A 19,000-nucleotide genomic window follows, 5' to 3' on the forward strand; every position below is an offset into this window, starting at 1 on the left:
AGATATAGGGGACAAAAGAATTCTCTTTTTTCCATATAGATTATTACCGAAAAAATCAAAATCTGTTAGTGGCTGAATACTTAACAGATTTTTTTATTTAGACAAACTTATGAAAAAAACACAAAACTCAATAACTTTTTATTAAAAAAAGCCATTTACATAATATATATTATGAATATTATATATATTATGAATATTATGTTATTTTTTATCAAAAGTAAATCTTGGTAATTCAATCTCATGAATTTGCGGATAAGGTTGCCTAGAAGTCATACTTACATCTTCCTTAATCTGTCTATGGATATCATATTGTTTTTCCTTATCATAAGAATAACGTGGATCAGGAATCATTGGCATCTTTGCCATCTTGTGAATAGTAATGGTAGGGAAATGATAATCGACTTCTACAATTCCCAAGAGCAAATAGCAGCCTCCTCCCTGAAAACCATATTGTTTCAGACTGTCTGGAAAATGGGCTGTATCAAAATAATCTCCGTTCGCATCGATCCAGGTCCCGAAATACATTTCTCCTTTTTTCGTCGGGACATGCTTTCTGGCAATAAGGTAAGCCAGCATTTTCACCTGCTTTTTATGGAATTTCAATAAATCATTTACGAAAACAGAACCTCTATATTTGGTCTGTAGCAAATCAAATGGACTACATGAAACTGGAAAACCAATCAATTCAATTTCATCAAAAGCATCCTCAAAATTTTCTCTTTTGAGTTCAGGAAGCTTAAACTCTTGGACAGGTTCTTCAATCAACATTAAACCTCGATTCTCCGGTTTAAAATTCACCAATAATACTCTTGCCTCCACAAGAAGTTCATTTTTTTGTTTCCCTGTAAAGCGAAATGCTCCGATAAAAATTAAGGTCTGAATCGTTTCAATACCTATCGGAATCCGTTTGATAAAGTCTTGTAAAGATTTATAATCTCCATTTTTTTCTCGTTCATCAACAATTCCGTGGGCAATTCTTGTCTCTAGCCCCTCCAAAAGCATCAACCCTAAAAAAATAATTTTATCCTTTAAAGTAGTCTGAAATTCACTTGAATTCACACAAGGCACTTGGACATTTCCTCCCGACATTTTCGCTTCATGGATATATACTTCTGTACGGTAAAATCCTCCCTGATTATTGATTACCGAAACCATAAATTCCAGTGGATAATATACTTTAAGATATAAACTTTGATAGCTTTCCACAGCATATGAAGCCGAATGTGCTTTACAGAAAGAATAGCCTGCAAAAGATTCGATTTGTCGAAATGCTTCAATAGTAAGAGCCTCCGAATGCCCTTTTTCTCTGCATTTTTTAAAAAAATTGGCCTTTACTTCCTGAAGCTTTTTAATGGAGCGACCTTTTCCACTCATTGCTCTTCGAAGAATATCGCCATCAGCTAAAGATAAACCTCCAAAATACTGAGCGATCTTGATCACATCTTCCTGATAGACCATGATTCCGTACGTTTCTTTTAAATTTTCTTCAAAAACAGAATGAAAATATTCAAATTGATTTGGATGATTGTGCCTGAAAATATATTCCCGCATCATTCCACTTTGTGCTACTCCCGGTCTGATAATAGAGGAAGCTGCGACCAATATTCTGTAATTATCACATTTTAATCTTCTTAAAAGTCCGCGCATCGCAGGAGATTCTATATAAAAACAGCCGATAGTTCTTCCGATAGCCAAATATTCATTAGCTTTTTCTTCATCTTTGGAAATTCTCGTATCACGGATATCAACATCAATTCCTCTTGTTTTTTTAATTAGTTCTACCGTATCCTTTATGGTTCCAAGACCTCTTTGAGATAAAATATCAAATTTTTCCAACTTAATATCTTCCGCCACATTCATATCGAACTGAACGATAGGAAATCCTTTGGGCGGCATTTCGAGTGTAGAATAATTGGTGATAGGTTCTTCAGAAATCAAAATTCCACATGCATGCATACTTCTTTGATTAGGAAACCTTTCAATCAGCCTGACATATTTATGGATTGTTTGGACAACAGAATTCGTTTCGTGAACTTCCATTGGCTTTTTCGTCAGGTCGTCCAGCTCATCTTTAGGCAGTCCAAAAGCTTTCCCGACTTCTCTAAATCTTGACTTGTATTTGAATTCCACGTTCGTTCCGCAGAAAGCAACATGGTCTTTTCCGTAACGATTGAAAATATATTCCAGAATTGTATCTCTATTCTGCCAGCTCCAATCAATATCGAAATCCGGAGGGCTTTTTCTGTTAAGGTTTAAGAATCTTTCAAAATATAGATCAAGTTCTAAAGGACATATATCCGTAATCCCGATACAGTAACTGACAATTGAATTGGCTCCGCTTCCACGTCCTACATGCATAAACCCCATTCTATTGCTATATCGCACAATATCCCATGTAATCAAAAAGTAAGAACAAAAGTTGAGTTCATCAATTACTTTCAGTTCTTTCTCTACTCTTATTTTTGCGATTTCATGATCTTTACCATATCGCTTTTTCAATCCCAAATACGCTAATCTTCTCAAAAGCTTTACGTCAGATTCTTTGGACTTAGTATAGTATTGTTTGTTCTTAACTTTTTCAAAATCAAATTCAAAACTACAGGCATGCAGGAGTTTTTTTGTATTTTTTATGATCTCTGGATATCTTTGAAAAGCCTCAATAATTAAATCTTCGGATTTAAAATACTCCGATTTCCCGCAAATATCCTGTTCAGACAATTTTGACAGTAAGGTATTATTATCAATAGCCCTTAGGATTCGATGAAGATTATATTCTTTTTTAGTATTGAAAGTAATAGGATGAAGAACCACCATTTTCGAAACCAACCTATTAAGCTCTGGACGGATCAATAAGTTCAATTGCTCTTCCTGTACTCCAATAAACTCATTTTCTTTTAGCTTTAAAGGAATATTATCTATTGGATAAACAACAAAAACATTTTCAAATACGGGAGCAACTTCAGAAAGCTCACTTCCATTGCAATTATAATCCGTCAACACTTTATTGACTTCACCAATTCCTGAGAACTCTTTTGCAATAGCAATATAAAGAAGTCTATTATCTTTTCTAACTTCAATTCCGGCAATAGGTTTAATTCCTACTTTTTCGCATTCTTTCTTGAAATCATAAATAGCAGTAATTGTATTGATATCCGTCAGTACCAATTCTTTGATACCCAAAGAATGTGCCTGCAGTACCAATTCTTCTACCGATAAAGTACCGTAACGAAGACTGTGGAAAGAATGACAATTTAGAAACATAATAGAAAAGTTTATAAGTTATTTTCCAAAATCAAAACCAGATGCTCTACCGACTGCATCAACGCCAAATCTATTCTTCAAATAATCCATCGTCTGGTATAAACTCATCTGTTCTTCAGTATCTTCAAACAGATTCATCTGATGATTACCGTGAACAAGCCCTGTAAACCGCAATCCAACCAATCTTAATCTCATTCTTCTTGTATAGACCTGATTGAAAAGTTCCAGAGCAACCCTCGAAAGTGTATGATCCGCTGAAGTATAGGCTACTTTATGCTGTTTTGTTTCCGTATCGAAATTGGCATAGCGTATTTTGACAACCACTGTTGAAGTTAGCCATTTTTCCTGTCTTAATTGATAAGCCAATTGTTCAGCCATTCCTGACATCAGTCTTTTCAGTTCCATGATATCCATTGTATCATTGGTAAAAGTTCTTTCCGTTGAAATCGATTTTCTTTCAGAATAAGGAACCACAGGATTCTCATCAATCCCATTAGCCTTTTTCCAAAGTTCTTTTCCATTGACTCCAATCATTTGCTGAAGTACCAGTACCGGCATTTCAGCTAAAGTATGAATGGTGCGAATACCAATCCTTGATAACAATTGAAAAGTTTTATCACCAACCATCGGAATTTTTTTAATAGATAAAGGGTTTAAAAATGGTTGAACTTCCATTTCTTTAATTTCTAGTCTTCCCAAAGGTTTTGATTCTCCTGTTCCAATTTTTGAGACGGTTTTGTTTGTAGATAAGGCAAAGCTTATAGGAAGTCCTGCTTCTTTTTTTACTGCCGCTGCAATTTCCTGAGTCCATTGATAGCATCCGAAAAATTTATCCATTCCGGTAAGGTCCAAATAGAATTCATCGATACTTGCTTTTTCCAGCACAGGTACTTTTTCCTGAATAATTTCAGTTACAGTATGCGATAAATTAGAATACAGCTCATGATCTCCACGAATCACTTTAGCATCTGGGCATAATCTGAGAGCCATTCGAATCGGCATCGCCGAGCGAACTCCAAATTTCCTTGCTTCATAGGAACATGACGCAACCACTCCACGGTCTCCACCTCCTATAATAAGGGGGATTCCATCAAGTTGAGCATTATTACGCCTCTCGCAGGATACAAAAAATGCGTCCAAGTCCATATGTACAATCGCACGATTCACTTTACAAAATTAGATACTATTTGTATCATTTTTTATATATTTGTAGATACAATTTGTATCAATGTCAATTTTTTCAGATAACATAAGGTTTTTAAGAACTCAGAAAAATTTATCACAGCAGGAACTTGCGGATCAAATTTTAATGAGCAGGGTGCGTTATTCTAAATATGAGGACGGACGTTCGGAAGCTCCTTATGAGCTGCTCATCAGAATTTCGAAATATTTTAATTTAAGTATTGATCTGCTTCTTACTGTGGATATTAGGAAATATCCACTAGAAGATGTATTGAAACTACCGGACAACAGGATTGTCCTGCCAGTGGTCGTAGATCAATTGGGAAACAACAGTATTGAAATTGTACCTCAAAAAGCATCCATGGGATACTTGTCCGGCTACAGCGATCCAGAATATATCGAAAGCTTACAGAGAATCTCATTACCTTTCCTTACAAATGGAAAATACAGAGCTTTTCCAGCTCAGGGAGATTCGATGCCACCATTTAAAGATGGCTCTTACATTATCGGAAAGTATGTTGAAAATATTGATGACCTGAAAGCAAATAAAAGTTATGTTTTTGTGACTTTAAATGATGGCATTTCTTATAAAAGATTTACCTCAAGAAATAAGAAATCAATAACTGTTGCTGCTGACAATTCATTTTACAAACCTTATGATATCCCCTTAAGAGAAGTTGTTGAAATCTGGCAATATGCATCAGGAATTTTTCCCGAAGACTTTGAACCTGATAATTTTGAAAACTATAATTTTAAACATATGTTCCTTGAAATTAGAAGAGATATTCAAGAATTAGATCAAAAGCTTTCAAAAAAATAAATCTTTCATATGCAATCATTTATAAAATATTAAGATTATGTTTATCTCTTATTATGATTTTCAGAACTTACCAGACCGTAAGGCGCAATATGATTTTACTATTGCTCATGGACTTTTTATCAATGAACGAATCACTTCCCAATCAAAATATATTCTTTATAAGGTTTCGAGCTTTTCGGTGGAGCTTATTTATGATATCGCTCATGATAAAATCATTAGTATAAACGTTTTTGAAAATAGTTCTTCCCACACAAAGTAAAATCAATTTATAAAAAATCCTGTTCTATTATACATACAACAGGATTAAAAACACAAATGATGAAAAAAAATCCCGTATCAACGGGGTAAAACAAATATAATATTAAAAAAGAATACAGCAATGAGCCAGCTGAGTTTATTTGATACGGAAGAATTTTATGAATTCCCAAAAAATCTTTTGGAATACAAAGAGAATTTTCTAAGCGAGGAAGAAGCTGACCAGCTAAAAAATAAGCTACTGAAAACAGCACCTTGGGAACAACGTACTCAAAAAATGTATGATAAGATGGTATTGACTCCACGTTTGACAGCTTGGTACGACGATACAAAATCTTACAGTTCTGAAGAAAATAGAAAACCGATAAATCCTTGGATTCCTGATCTTTTAGCATTAAAGCAGAGAATAGAAAATGAATTTGGCTATCAATTCAATGGTGTTTTACTGAATCTTTATAGAGATCACAATGATTCTGTTGCTTGGCATCGAGATAAAGAACGCAAATATGGGAAACGACCAATTATTGCTTCAATAAGCCTTGGACAAACAAGAAATTTTGACTTTAGAAAAGTAGATCATCATCAGAGCAAATACAGCCTTCCTCTTCCTAATGGATCATTATTAATTATGAAGGGTGATTTACAAGAGCACTGGGAACACAGAATCGCTAAATCTACTATTCCAATGAAAGAACGTATTAATTTAACTTTTCGTTTGCGAACTACATAATCCAAATAAAGAGTAGCCCTAAAGATGCTTTATTTACAATACTTTTTTATTCTTTAAGAATAGACGACGGTTATTTTTATTATATAACTTTTTAATTTTGATTTTATATATTTGTCTATAAATTAAAATAACGTCAAGCGTAAGCTATCGTTTTGGTACATAAAGCCGCGAACTTTAAAATGATAACCAAAAATGATAGACTTACGCCCATGCTTATACGGCGTGGGCTAAGTCTTTCTGGTTATCGGGTACTTCGCGGCACCTATGTACGGATTGATATTAGTTCCACGCTTTTTATTAAATAGGCATGATACAAATTTTGACCGTTACAACCCAGCAAGAAGAAGGAGGAGCATTATTTCTAAAAATAATTTTGTTCGTCTATTTCATTCCTTCAATGATAACTTTACTACGCCTTCCAGTTCTAAAGTTTAAATTTCTAGTCGTATTATTAATCAATGCATTCTTTGGTTGGACAGTGTATGGTTGGTGGCTGTCATTTATAAAAGCAGTATCTAGTAGAAAAGGATTTTAATGTAAGAATATTAAGCAAGCAATTATAGAATGATAAAGGTAGTTTTAAAAGTATCCGAAAGCGAAATTAATCATATATTACGCAAGCTCGCAAAACTGGGAATTAACAATATAAAAATTAAAAAGAAACGGGAAAAATTAAATCTTTTTCGTTATAAAAACACATTAAAAGATACCATTAATAAGTTGAATGAATGATAATTAAATTTTATATAAGATTAAAAAGTAAGCTTTGACATAAGAATTTATTTTAATAAAAAGTGGCTGCATAATTAGAAAAAAGCACATTTAGCCTCACAAACATTTCATCAAGACTATCATAAATTTGCCAACAAGTATTAGCGTAGTTATTAGAGATGGAATTAGGCTGTACTCCTAAATCTGTCAGCGCTTTATTAAGCCTTGCTTTGGAATCATTTGTTTTATGAGCATCTAACTGTCTAATGCTATTCATAGCTGACAGTTTTAATAATGGATTAAAATTTTTATTTTCTAAAACTCTCCCTACAATAATCTCCTTATTAGTCAAAGGATGTAAACCACTTTCGTCCGCAACTATAATATAAGCTATAATAAGTTCAAGCAACTTTATGCTTCTCAGCTTCTCAGTATCTGAGGCAGGGAAACCTAACATATCTACAATTTTACGTAGAGGCTTTTCTTTCAAATTTTCTCCTAATATGATATATAATTTTTTACATCGGGATATAAATTGTTCTTTAGAAAAGTATTTTAAATCTACATGTTGAGCAATAGCATTAAATTCAGAAAATCCCGACCATCCCGTATATTCAACACGTTCTTCATCCAAACTAATTAAATCTTTTGCTAGATAGTTGAGTTCTAGCAATCCGTTAAATAGATTAGTTAATATTCGTCCAAACAAAAAGAACTTCCTTGTCAAACGTTCTGCTTTTCCAGCAATGTTCTCGCCTTCAATAATTTCGGATGGATGAATCGAAAATTTATTCCAATAGTCAATTACTGTATATCCATTACCTTCGTATAATTTTTTGATTTCAATTTTAATCGCATTTTTTCCAACACGATCACAATGTGTTACTGCCCATTGATTTCTATAGCTTACACTTCCAGACAAAGGATGAACTTCATAATCTTCGTCTGTTTCATATACTGCCAATACTTTATCAGAAACATATACATATTCAAACGGCATTTCATGTCTTGCCCGCCATTCTGTTACCAATCCGTCAATTCCTTTCCAATAGTGCCCTGCAACTGTTTCTTCTTTCTCGTTATTCCCACTATTTTCTAATAAAAGTTTGAAGCCATTTATTTCTAAGCGAGCTGTATCCTTTTTGTTGTCAAATCTGCTAATCCTTATTTCTAATTGATTAAATTCTTCTATAAAGTGTTTTTTATTTTTAAGCAGTGTGGAGATTTCTTCGTCTATTGCGATATCTCTTTTTATGGTGAATATCTGTACAGCAACTTTCTTTCTATACGCTAAATAAGTCTCTAAATAATCTTTTTTAATTTTCACATAAGCATCGGAATAGGTTGGGAATTTATATTCAGAAAGAGGTTTAATTTTTACTACATCATATTCAGGCTCTTTTAAGTCATCCCATAAAATTTCACTATCCAACAAACGTGGTGATAATTTAAAGGCACTTAAAAAGCCCTGATCAACCATGAATGTGCTATGATTACCAGAGCACCAAGAAACAACTAAAGGTTCTGCTTTACTTAGTCCTGAAGATTTAGAAAGATATAATGAAAATGAAGGTTTATATTTATAGCCTTCTCTATAGTATGCTCCAGATAGATTTACATAAGGATTAACATGTGATGATTTTATTTTATTAATTAGACTTGGCGAAACTAAAGCAGTATTGATATTAGTGGTTTCCTTCAATCCATTCTTATCAATTGTTTTAAGCTCTGCAACAGTAATATACTCTCCTGTTTGGGTGTCAAACAGATTTCCTATTAGTTTTGATATAATTTTATCCTTATCAAACATCAATATTTTCAATATTTAAATTAATTCTCTCTGAAAGCATAGAATGAGTAAATTCTCCATATATACCTTCGATAAAGCCCCATTTGAAAAGTGAATTATTGAGATGCAGATGATTACGTCGAATTTCGTCTATGCATCCCCGAATAATTGTTTGATGTGAGATGTTTTCAAAAAAGCTTTCCCATAAGTCTAGAGTTGGTAGAAAATCATACAGATATCTGCATTGGTCAAAAACAAATACATTAGAGTACATCCAAGTATTTTTTGCCTTGTATTTTATTCCCATAGTTTTTTCTGTATGTGCAATATAAGGATGTCCATAGATACCTAATAACAATTCAATTAATAAATTTTTCATTGGTATGTCACATGTCAAATTCATATTTCTATCAAAGAAATCAAGTCTAGTAATTATTTCCTTTAGACCTTCTCCACAAATATTATGAATAAAGGTTTTAAAACCAGAATCTACTTCTTCAAAACGTTTTAATAAGCTACCTATATACAAAGCATCCTCTATTGTCATCTTTTTTCGATTACTATTGATAAACTGACGTAAAGTATGATCCTTGGATAAATTATTATTTATTAACCTAACCCAATTTAACAGTGGATAATCATCAATCGAAAGTATGTAATGCGGTATTTCTTTTAATATCTCATCAGAATTATTTGCATTTATATTATCCGATTTTATAATTTTCAACTCTTTTTGGAGCAACTGTTCATTAAGTAGATGATTGCTTTGAACAGATCCTAAAGAAGATAATTGCCACATTGGAATTATTTCTGATGCTATTGTTGGTATAAAATGTGTTAAAAAAGTATCATAATAAGAGTCTAAATGTTGATTTATAAAACTACTATATAATGGAAATGAAGATGATTTTTCTAATGGACTCATTCCGAATTCATCATCTACTGATGGAACCTCATAAAATTCCTTTGTTGCAAACCAGGTAGCCAATATATCACCCCAATTATAATTATCACCGGGTTCTGCAAAATTTGTAATAAACGTAGATAAGCCCGTTAGTCTTTTATTTACAAAAAGTTGCTTAATTATTTCAAGTGGTGACTGTTGTGTCGAAAGAATTGGAGTACAAGCATCAAAATACACTATGTCAAATTCGTGATTTGTTAATTCAAAAAATTCAGCCAACGATCCACGGTGTAATTTGATGTGAATTTTATTTTCAATTAATGATTTTAATGCTTCTTTATATATTTTCTTATCTGATTCGATAGCCCAGATATTTTCAAGGATAATTCCATTATTACATAAAATTTCTATATCGTTAGATGGCTCTGGTCCAGAAAGATACAATACTTTCAATTCACTAGCCAATTTAGATTTACATTTTTCTTTATAAAATTTTAACCAATTATTTCTTTCACTTGAAAAAAGCCAATTGTATTGATTGATATATTCAAAATTTTTGTTTCCAAGAAATTTGAAGAACATTTTATTAAAATGGTCTGTTATTTTAATAAAATGTTCTTGAGAAACTAGAAAACTACTGTGCCGTTCGTCTGTTAGTGATTGAATAGCATGCTTAACCAGCTTTTCACGAGCCTCATTTTTTAGATTCTGTTTATAAGTCTGCATGATTGAATTTTGTATGAAATCCTATCTAACTAATTATACGGGTTAAATAAATTTTGCCTCGTCAAAATATTTGTCAATTATATACCTTGCTAGAGCTGCATATTCTTGGTCAGGATCTTTATATTTTTTCAAAATTTGCATTTCTTCTCTCATAATGCCTTCGAACCAAGTACGTTTTTCTTCATCTCCCTCAATATTATCATTAAAATTCTTAATCGCATTTTCAACTCTTTTGATTTGAGCTTTTATTTGGATTATTTTCTCAGATCTGGCTATTACCAAATTTAATCGATGCAATGCATAAACTCTAATTGACTCTCCTGCCTTTTGTTGCTCAAGATCACTAAGCCCATCGTTTACTATAATTGCTCCGTTGTCATCATATTTAAAATATCGACTCACATTCGTATCCAGACAAGGGTTAAGCAATAATCTTTCAGTTTCTTCAAGGTTAAAAGCTTGGAGGTATTGTGCTCGATTGGCAAAGTATAAAGAACCATGACTGTGATTTAATCGATGTGTCTCACTAACAAGTGGAAATTGATCAAGCTTACCAAGTACACTTTCTTCAATATCTCCATCATTATTAATTTCATGAGTATTGGTTTGGTTACAAAATGGACAAGCGAATAATAAGTTTTCCCATTCTGCTGCTAACCAATAATAACCAGGTTTTGAAGGTTTAGCTTCTTGTATTTCCCCTTTTGGTCTAAAGTGTTCAATATCGCCATTATATATTGTTATAATCTTACTTTCGCAATATGCGCACTTACCTTGAAACATTTCCAAAAGTGTTTTGCGCACGCATTTATCCTTGTAAACTGAATAGCCTTCTTTGATCCTCGCTCCACGCGCTCCCGTTTTCTTATAAGTTGTTTGATGATTAGTTACATCACTAAAATATAGAATGGCATCTTTTGTTTCTATCACTCCATCACTTTCCGGATCGACATCAGTTTTAAGAATATCTGGACAATCACGCCTTTGTATATTAATCATATGCTTCTAAGTTTAGAGTTTTCCAAACTTCTTTAACCCTGCGAATTGTTTCTGCCTTTAACTCTTCTCTGTTTAAAGGATTTTTATCATAAGCAATCTTTTCGGCTAATAGTTTATCGATAACATGATACAGCAACTCTTCTCTAAGCGACGATCCTAATTGTTGCTTGTTTCTAAGCTCATCTTTTAGCGTGTTTATCTCCCTACGCTCTTCAGGTGTTACATTTTCATTTTTTGCTAACAATTCGTAATACCGATTGAATTTTGCTTCTATCTCGGGATCGACAAGACTGCTTAATCCAAAAAATTCAGATGCTAAGATTTGATCTACCCTTAAGGAAGCAGGGTCGGGTAATTCTGTATTAGAAATAACTTGATTGTCTATATTTCTAAGCAACAATATTTCTTTCCTCTCTGCTCCTCTTAAACAGAGTGGGTGGTGTGTGGAAATAATAAAGTTGATATTAGGAAACACTTCTCTCAGCTGTCTAACAATCCTCATTTGCCACCTTGGGTGTAACTGATTGCCTAATTCATCAATTAACACAATTCCTGACATTACTTTCATATCTGATTGTGCATCAGAAAGTTTCATCATTATATCAATAGCTAGAGTAATGGTACTTTTATAACCATCACTTAATTCTGCAAACAATGTTTCAGAATTACCAAGAACGATTTCTCCATTCTTTATGGAAAGATTAGTGTCTGATTTATCGTGTGGTAATAATTGCTTTATAGAAATAGCTATACGATCAAAAAAATCAACATCATTTCTATGTATTGACCTCAACCATTTAGTTACATCATTTAATGCTTTAGTTGGCTTGAATAGATTTTGATAGCTTATTTTTGAAGTATCTTTTGGTGAACTACTTTCAATCTCATCAACTGAAAGTCGCAATGAACCATAACCAATTAGGTAGGAATTAAAACTACCTGATTGCTCTACCGTACCAGTTTTACGTACCAGTTTAGTGTAGATAATATTTTCGTTGTTTCTTTCTTTGATTGTAATTTCAGCAGTTCGTTTACCTTTCTTAATCAATGATGGAATTAATGGTTCAATGAGCTTTCTGTCTAATTTTAAACCAACTGCAATCGCTTGAAGAATTGAACTTTTTCCTACTCCATTTTCTCCAAGTAAAAACAACCAAGATTTTTTGTTTAACTCGTCTTCTTTAAAATCAATTTTTAAATCATCAATGGATTTAAAGTTTTTGATATGAATGTACTCTATTGGGAAGTAGTCACTTTTTATAAGATCTTTCCATAATCCTTCTCTTTTAGCTGTTTTTTCTTTTTCTCTAAACCAATTATCGTCTGTTTGAAAATCCTCTAAACCGATTATTTGACCTAAAAAAGGCGTAGTATCTAATTCATTTAGTAGTACCCATCTTTTGTAAGAAAGAAATTCTATACTTGGATCTTCAAGCTCATAAATATTTGCAAGATATTTTTTGATTGCATGATTTTTGAGTTGTTCTCCATTAATCAAAGACTCCACTACATCAATAATTTCGCTTCTGGCTTTTCTTCTTCCCTCTATTAAATTTGTTCTATTTAGTCTTAATAATTCGATAGTTTGATTACCTTCATCTGTTAAAGCATCAATATTACCGGAATCACTGTATAAATAGTTTAAATGATTACCAGGTTCATCTAAATACGGATTTAGAAGCATTCGATGTTCTTTTTCATAATCATCATTTTCATTCAATGCTCGTCTCCCTTTTATTGGAAAATAATTTCCTTTATACTGATTGCATTCCTTACAACAATAAATCAAATTATCCCATTCAAAGGTTAACCACCAATATAAATCCTGATGAAATTCGTTTTTATCTCTTACTCCATTATTGGGCCTATATCTATCAACAGTTCCTAATTCTGGGTAATCTATTTTAATCTCGCAATAACCACACTTTCCGTAAAACACTTCATGTAAATATCCTTTAAGCTCTTTATCTATTTCTGCATTAAAAGGCCAGTCGTAACGTTTTTGGCTTCTGTTTTTAGATACAAAAAACTCTTCCATTTTTTCAACAGCTAAATCAACCGTTTCCGAATATAGAAATTCGGGTGCTTTTTGTTTTTCTATCTTAATCATCTTCCCATATTTTTTTTAGCAAACCGTTCCAATATATTTGAACTTGGATGGTTTGTTAGTGATATAAGTTTATTGGCAACGGCAACCGGAATTAGTGCATTTTCGTATATATCACACCTGAGCTTATCTACATTCATAAGTACTTCTTCAATATTTTTTAAATCGGTAATCTCGGGCTGATTGTAGTATGTTATGTGATTTTCTACGGGCAATGTCAGAACATACACTCTTTCATCAAAAGATTTATAAATAAACTTCCCGCTGTAATACGATGTACTGCCGTATTGCTGTTCTTTGTGATTGCCCACTTGTATGTAAGTATAGATATGTTCATTGTTTAGTAGAAAAACTTGACCAGGATTCAGTTTGTCTTTAATTTGTCTCGCATGATCTACAAACGCACCAGAAGTTTCAACTCCAATCAAATTAATCTTATTGTTTTTGTTAAGATAAGTCAGCAAGGCCTGCATTGGTTTATGCATATTAGCTGTTTCTCCCCCAAAACTTAATGGTCCATCTTTTACAAACAAAAACCGATTTACTAACCCGTCCTGAATTTCCAGTAGGCTTTTGATAGTATGGATAATAAAGAAACTTTCCGTAACACTTTCTAAATAAGTTATAATACCTGATGCATCAGCATTTTCAAACTTATCAACTTTCTCAAATAGCCTGAATACATCGGTAATCAATATTTCTTTATTGCATTTATCGTGTGTACACCTCCATGAGTAATTTTTAAAGTCTATTTTGTCTTTCTCTAAAACAATGTTATTAGTTCCACAATGAGGACACTGAGAAAGTTTGTAGTTGTTTTTGGTTGAAGTGGGATTATATTGCTCAAATATAAACCAATACAATGTTGCTAGGATTGATGTTTTACCAGAATGTGTTTTTTTGAAAAATTCGTGAATAGCTTCTCTGACGGTTGTCCGAAAATCAATATCTTTTTTTAGTGCAACATTCTTAGTTGGTAAAACAAATTTTTCTCTTTTTATTTCCTTCAATTTCTTTATGTCAGATGGGGATACAAAAGGCTTCATTTCCATTTCATCTAAATCGGCACTTTTAATAAGCAATGAGCCAAATTGAAAAAAAGTAATTAATGAAGAAGGAAAGGTTTTTTTTACTGGAATAGTTGTGCTTTCTCCATCAACAGCTACAATAAATTCAATAGTATTTTCCTCTGGATAAATAATATCATGCTTAAGAGCATCATTCAATTCAACATCCTCTGCTTCAACAGGAATTTCACAGTTATTTAAATATTGTTTTACTTCCTCATCGTTAATAATGTAACTATGAGAAATTCGGCTACCTCGTTCGAAACTATTATTTGTGTACTCGTTTGACATACTTCTTTAATTAAAAAGTCCGATTTGAACAGGAACAACAAAAGGGTTGGAGTAGGTTTTCATTCGAACAAATCCCTTGTCATTTTTTGCACTAAACTTGATTAAGGCATCTGCAAAATCACTAAAATCATAAAATTTACGTAACTCTTTTACTTCATCTTCATTATTTAAGTGAGCTATAAACCAGTTCTGTGTATTTTTCAAAATGTTTGAGCTAATTGAACTCACTTCTTGTGTAGCGTACACCATTCCTAGGTTAAGTTTAGCACCTTCCTTAGCTATTCTATTATAAATTTGACTTAAATCTTTATCGTCTTTCTTTGGAAAAAGGTTGTGTGCTTCCTCAAAGTAAAACTGGATAAAGTTGTTTGGTTTAGCGTCAATAAAATTACTCATAGATGAATTGAAAATTGCTCTACAAATCTTTTCAGAATATAGATTTTGAATTTCAGGATCTCCTTGAGATAAATCGACAATAACGATTTTACCTTCTCGTAAAAGCTTTTCAATTTCATTTTCAAACAAAATTATGGCAGTTGGAGAATGATACTTAATTATTGGCTTTAGCTTAATGTAGCTGTTTATTGGTCCTTTTTCTCCAGGTTGTCTATACTGAGAAATAAATCTGAGCAAAGCTTTTAAATCGTTATCTGCCCATTCGTGTCCTTTTTTACTTTCATAAGTTTTCAGATAATCCCACTCTTTATAGTTTTTCCAAACCTGGGTAAACCACATTGTTGCTTGCTCATAAGTAATGCCATTCACGGGAGTTATAGAACTACCTTCAAGAATCTGGTCGTCGATACCCTCTGCTTTCCCTTGAAATTTAATGCTATTTGTTCCAGACAAGGGAAATCCAGCTAATTTCAAACAACATTTATAAGCTGCAAGCTTTCTGTAATAATTGGTTAACTCAGAATTGTCCTCTGGTTTTTCTAAATTAACCCCCAGAAAGTCCTCTACATAATCAGACTGTTTTCCGAATTGTTTGAAATAGCCTCTTATCAATTCTTGTCCTGCAATAACTTCTTTATAGAAATTAATTTTCAGTACCTTAAAATTATCTTTCTCCAATACACTATATCTAGCAGTAGCATCATTTTTATATTTTTCGAAAATCGCAGTTCCATCTTGCAAGTTTTTATTGGCATATTCACCATTAATATCAAAAATGATTTGTCCTACTTTTTCTTTAGGAATTTCATTTTCATTATATGGGTTGATATCTTCTTGAAAGGTTCCTGTTGAAGTATTAATCGTAGCTTTAATTGAAAGTTCTTGAGTAGCCTCGATTAATTTTTTAACTGTGTTTGATTTACCTGTTCTCGTCATCCCAAACAATGCAGTTCTTTTTCCCAATATATCTTTAGTGTGCATATATACTTTTTCATCCGTACTTGCACTTTCAGAATAATTCTTTCTGCTTGAACTGTAGCGAACTGTTCCTATTTGAAAATTAGAATCTGGTTTTAATGGTCCATCATTATCCCTAAGATTTACAATATATTTGAGATATTTACCCGATGGTTTATAAACTTTATATAAATGTGGAGAATAAAAATTTTCTAAATCTGCTCCAAACTCTATTTTTTCATCAGCAGTTTTATAAAATGTCCCAAGTATAGAGCATTCCATCCCAGAGCAGCTAAACTCAAATCTGGTAAATTGATCAATTTGCCTATTTTTTCCAGCTGTCTTAAGCTCTTCTTTAAAATATTCTATTCTTGAACTAATTACACTGCTGTCACTTGGAATAGGACAAGGTCTCAATGCTCTTAATAATAATGCTTCATGTACAATTTCTTCTCCAAAGTCGTTTTCATAAAATGCTAATAGAAAACAACCTTGAGCAATACCTCCAACGTTGTATTTCCAATCATCACATGTTAATAGACTTGTTTTGTCGTAGTCTATTTTAAAAGGATTACCTACAAAATTTTTGGAGTCTTTTCCAACCTCAAAAATATCGGTTTTAGCAATTTTTTCAAATTCATCCCTTAAGTTTTCCATAGTTATAGTAGTTTTTATTTTAATGGTGATTTTAAATCAGGATCGCTAAACCTAATAATGGCTTGTTCAATATAGTCTTCTTTAATTTCAAATGATATCCACTTACGGTTTAATTTTTCTGCACAATAACCTGTAGTGTTACTTCCAGAAAATGGATCAAGAACCAAATCTTCTTCATCTGTCAAAAATTGAATAAAGAAATTTACCAGTCCGCCAGACATACGAGCTGGATGTGGCATAATTCCTTTCTCTCTACAAGTTTTTAGAAAGTAGCCATTAGAATTGGTATTTGAAAAACTCAATACACTATGAGGTAATCTAACTTCTCTATTTTCATCCAAAGCTTCCATTTCAAAAAAGTTATGAGAAATACTTCCTCCATTATCTTTTAGAAATCCTTTTTCACTTATTTGATGTTCTGATGGGCGTTTACCGGCATTATAGGATTGCTTTTTTAGCAATTGTTCCATACTTTTACTGTAGGGACGTAATACTTTGCTATTATCTGCTTTTGGGAAATCATTTTTAGCAATCCACCAAACGTGTGTATAACTGTCAACTGTTCGTAATCTATTAACAGTTACCCATTGAGCTGGCGAAGGCAGTTTCGACGGGTTATAGCAAATGAATTCTTGAATTAATCTAAGATTAGCTTCAGGATGCTTAACCATTCCTAAAAGACATTCTAGATGTAATAATGATTGAACAGGTCTCTCTGGTTCCCAAGCATTTCCAATCTCTATGACCAATGAACCATTATCAGCTAAAAGATCGGAAAATATTGGTGCTAATTTTATAAACCAATCTTTATATTCTTCCCCTTTTTCGTTTCCATATTGCTTTTTGTTATTAAGAGGAAATGGAGGTGAAGTAACTATAAGATTTACTTTACCTTTCAATTTGGCTAATTTTTTATCATTTTTCAATAACTCAAGCGAATTCCCTACTATAAGTTTACCAAGCTTGGATTTATATTTTTTATTTTGCTTTATTTCATCTAACATAAAAACCTATTTATAGTATATATTCTTAACTCTCTAAGGTATACTACTTCCTTAAAAAATTATTGATAATTAATTAAAATATTTAAACCTTCAAAATTAAGTAATATAACTTCCACATAATCTAGATATTTGATAATTGTGATTAACTATCAAAAATACCTAAATCTTAAAAAAATTAAATACGGTTTTCCGTAAAATGCAAATTATCGAAAAAGTTAGTAAAAATCCCCTAAAAAAATATCCGTATAAATACGGATAATGTGAAATTTATGGATATCGAAGATTCATTTTAGTTATTATAATCAAAACATTCTTATCACAATCAAGCTTATTAATCAATTGATTAAACAAGAAGTCTTAATCATCTATTGATAATAATTAACTTTTGATAACAGGAAACAAAGAAATTATTGCAGTCGACCGGAGCGTACACGATAAAAAATTTAATTATTTCAATAGACAAAATTATAACTTTAAAAGGAGATCAATACAGTGAAATAAAATTTTAACATTAAATATTACAAACTGATTATCAAACCTTTAATTTATTTTAAATACGTCAAGTTTTGTCGTTCCCGACTCTTAGCTTTGTTTTCCAAAAACACTAAAAATCGACAATATGGACAAAGTGACTTTACAGAGAATTGAAAAACTTCACCATTCAGTAAGAGAAGAAGTGAAGCAGATTATTAAGGAATGCGATGAAGCATTAACGGGAAGAGCAAAGGTGAGAATCACGCAAGGTTTAAGAAGCTTTGAAGAGCAGGAAAAACTCTATGCGATCGGGAGAATTACCTCCGGAAAAAAAGTAACGAATGCCAAAGCCGGACAAAGCATCCACAATTATGGACTTGCCGTGGATATCTGTATGATCATTGACGGAAAAACCGTAAGCTGGGACACCGCAAAAGACTGGGATAATGACGGAGTTGCCGATTGGTACGAATGTGTGAAAATTTTTGCTAAACACGGTTGGGACTGGGGCGGAAACTGGAAAACCTTTAAAGATCTTCCACACTTTGAAAAGAAGAATATTTTAACAAAGAAAGGATTGGTGAAAACGAGATGGAGAACATTGGCTAAAATGCCTAGAGATAAAGAAAATTATTTGGTGATTTAATTCTCTTTTATTTGAATTTATTTT

13 protein-coding genes are annotated in these 19,000 nt (G+C 32.3%); 4 read left to right on the forward strand and 9 right to left on the reverse strand.

What is annotated here, in order from left to right; translation table 11 throughout:
• Nucleotides 1-201 precede the first annotated feature (201 nt).
• Nucleotides 202-3,261 (reverse strand): DNA polymerase III subunit alpha, encoded by a 3,060-nt coding sequence (locus tag BUA89_RS05785; RefSeq protein WP_072953961.1) that lies wholly within the window; start codon nucleotides 3,259-3,261, stop codon nucleotides 202-204.
• A gap of 18 nt (nucleotides 3,262-3,279) precedes the next feature.
• Nucleotides 3,280-4,428: a DNA polymerase IV gene (dinB, locus tag BUA89_RS05790; RefSeq protein ID WP_072953964.1), complete on the reverse strand. Its 1,149-nt coding sequence runs from the start codon at nucleotides 4,426-4,428 to the stop codon at nucleotides 3,280-3,282.
• A 61-nt stretch (nucleotides 4,429-4,489) separates the two neighbouring features.
• Here dinB and BUA89_RS05795 point away from each other — a divergent pair, with 61 nt between their 5' ends.
• The 3 genes from BUA89_RS05795 to BUA89_RS05800 all read left to right on the forward strand — a co-directional run bounded on the left by BUA89_RS05795 (nucleotide 4,490) and on the right by BUA89_RS05800 (nucleotide 6,248).
• Nucleotides 4,490-5,263: an XRE family transcriptional regulator gene (locus tag BUA89_RS05795; protein ID WP_072953966.1), complete on the forward strand. Its 774-nt coding sequence runs from the start codon at nucleotides 4,490-4,492 to the stop codon at nucleotides 5,261-5,263.
• Between the two features lie 37 nt (nucleotides 5,264-5,300).
• Nucleotides 5,301-5,522, forward strand: a complete 222-nt coding sequence (locus tag BUA89_RS22885; RefSeq protein WP_143152267.1) for a hypothetical protein — start codon at nucleotides 5,301-5,303, stop codon at nucleotides 5,520-5,522.
• A gap of 120 nt (nucleotides 5,523-5,642) precedes the next feature.
• Nucleotides 5,643-6,248 carry an alpha-ketoglutarate-dependent dioxygenase AlkB family protein gene (locus BUA89_RS05800; protein ID WP_072953968.1) on the forward strand — a complete coding sequence of 202 codons (606 nt, stop codon included), beginning with the start codon at nucleotides 5,643-5,645 and terminating at the stop codon, nucleotides 6,246-6,248.
• Nucleotides 6,249-7,032: 784 nt separating this feature from the next.
• Here BUA89_RS05800 and BUA89_RS05810 read toward each other — a convergent pair.
• Genes BUA89_RS05810 through BUA89_RS05840 form a run of 7 tightly spaced genes read right to left on the reverse strand, consistent with a single transcriptional unit; the run spans nucleotide 7,033 to nucleotide 17,856 of the window.
• A complete protein-coding gene (locus BUA89_RS05810) occupies nucleotides 7,033-8,769 on the reverse strand; it encodes a hypothetical protein (RefSeq protein WP_072953973.1) in 1,737 nt (578 codons plus the stop codon).
• Nucleotides 8,762-10,378, reverse strand: a complete 1,617-nt coding sequence (locus BUA89_RS05815; RefSeq protein ID WP_072953975.1) for a hypothetical protein — start codon at nucleotides 10,376-10,378, stop codon at nucleotides 8,762-8,764. The genes BUA89_RS05810 and BUA89_RS05815 overlap by 8 nt, the downstream gene beginning before the upstream one ends.
• A gap of 42 nt (nucleotides 10,379-10,420) precedes the next feature.
• A complete protein-coding gene (locus BUA89_RS05820; RefSeq protein WP_072953977.1) occupies nucleotides 10,421-11,377 on the reverse strand; it encodes an HNH endonuclease family protein in 957 nt (318 codons plus the stop codon).
• The gene (locus tag BUA89_RS05825) at nucleotides 11,370-13,487 is read right to left on the reverse strand and encodes an AAA family ATPase (protein ID WP_072953979.1); all 2,118 of its coding nucleotides are present in this window, start codon (nucleotides 13,485-13,487) and stop codon (nucleotides 11,370-11,372) included. Before BUA89_RS05825 ends, BUA89_RS05820 begins: the two co-directional genes overlap by 8 nt.
• Complete coding sequence (locus BUA89_RS05830; RefSeq protein WP_072953981.1) at nucleotides 13,484-14,842, reverse strand: hypothetical protein; 1,359 nt, start codon at nucleotides 14,840-14,842, stop codon at nucleotides 13,484-13,486. Before BUA89_RS05830 ends, BUA89_RS05825 begins: the two co-directional genes overlap by 4 nt.
• 6 nt (nucleotides 14,843-14,848) lie before the next feature.
• Nucleotides 14,849-16,852, reverse strand: a complete 2,004-nt coding sequence (locus BUA89_RS05835) for an ATP-binding protein (protein WP_072953983.1) — start codon at nucleotides 16,850-16,852, stop codon at nucleotides 14,849-14,851.
• 14 nt (nucleotides 16,853-16,866) lie between these two features.
• On the reverse strand, nucleotides 16,867-17,856 hold the full coding sequence (locus BUA89_RS05840; RefSeq protein ID WP_072953985.1) for a DNA-methyltransferase: 990 nt from the start codon (nucleotides 17,854-17,856) through the stop codon (nucleotides 16,867-16,869).
• A gap of 619 nt (nucleotides 17,857-18,475) precedes the next feature.
• Between BUA89_RS05840 and BUA89_RS05845 the strand changes: the two genes are divergently transcribed.
• A complete protein-coding gene (locus tag BUA89_RS05845) occupies nucleotides 18,476-18,976 on the forward strand; it encodes a M15 family metallopeptidase (RefSeq protein ID WP_072953987.1) in 501 nt (166 codons plus the stop codon).
• The last annotated feature ends 24 nt before the right edge of the window (nucleotides 18,977-19,000 follow it).

This window comes from Chryseobacterium arachidis (assembly GCF_900129245.1).
Taxonomy (GTDB): domain Bacteria; phylum Bacteroidota; class Bacteroidia; order Flavobacteriales; family Weeksellaceae; genus Chryseobacterium; species Chryseobacterium arachidis.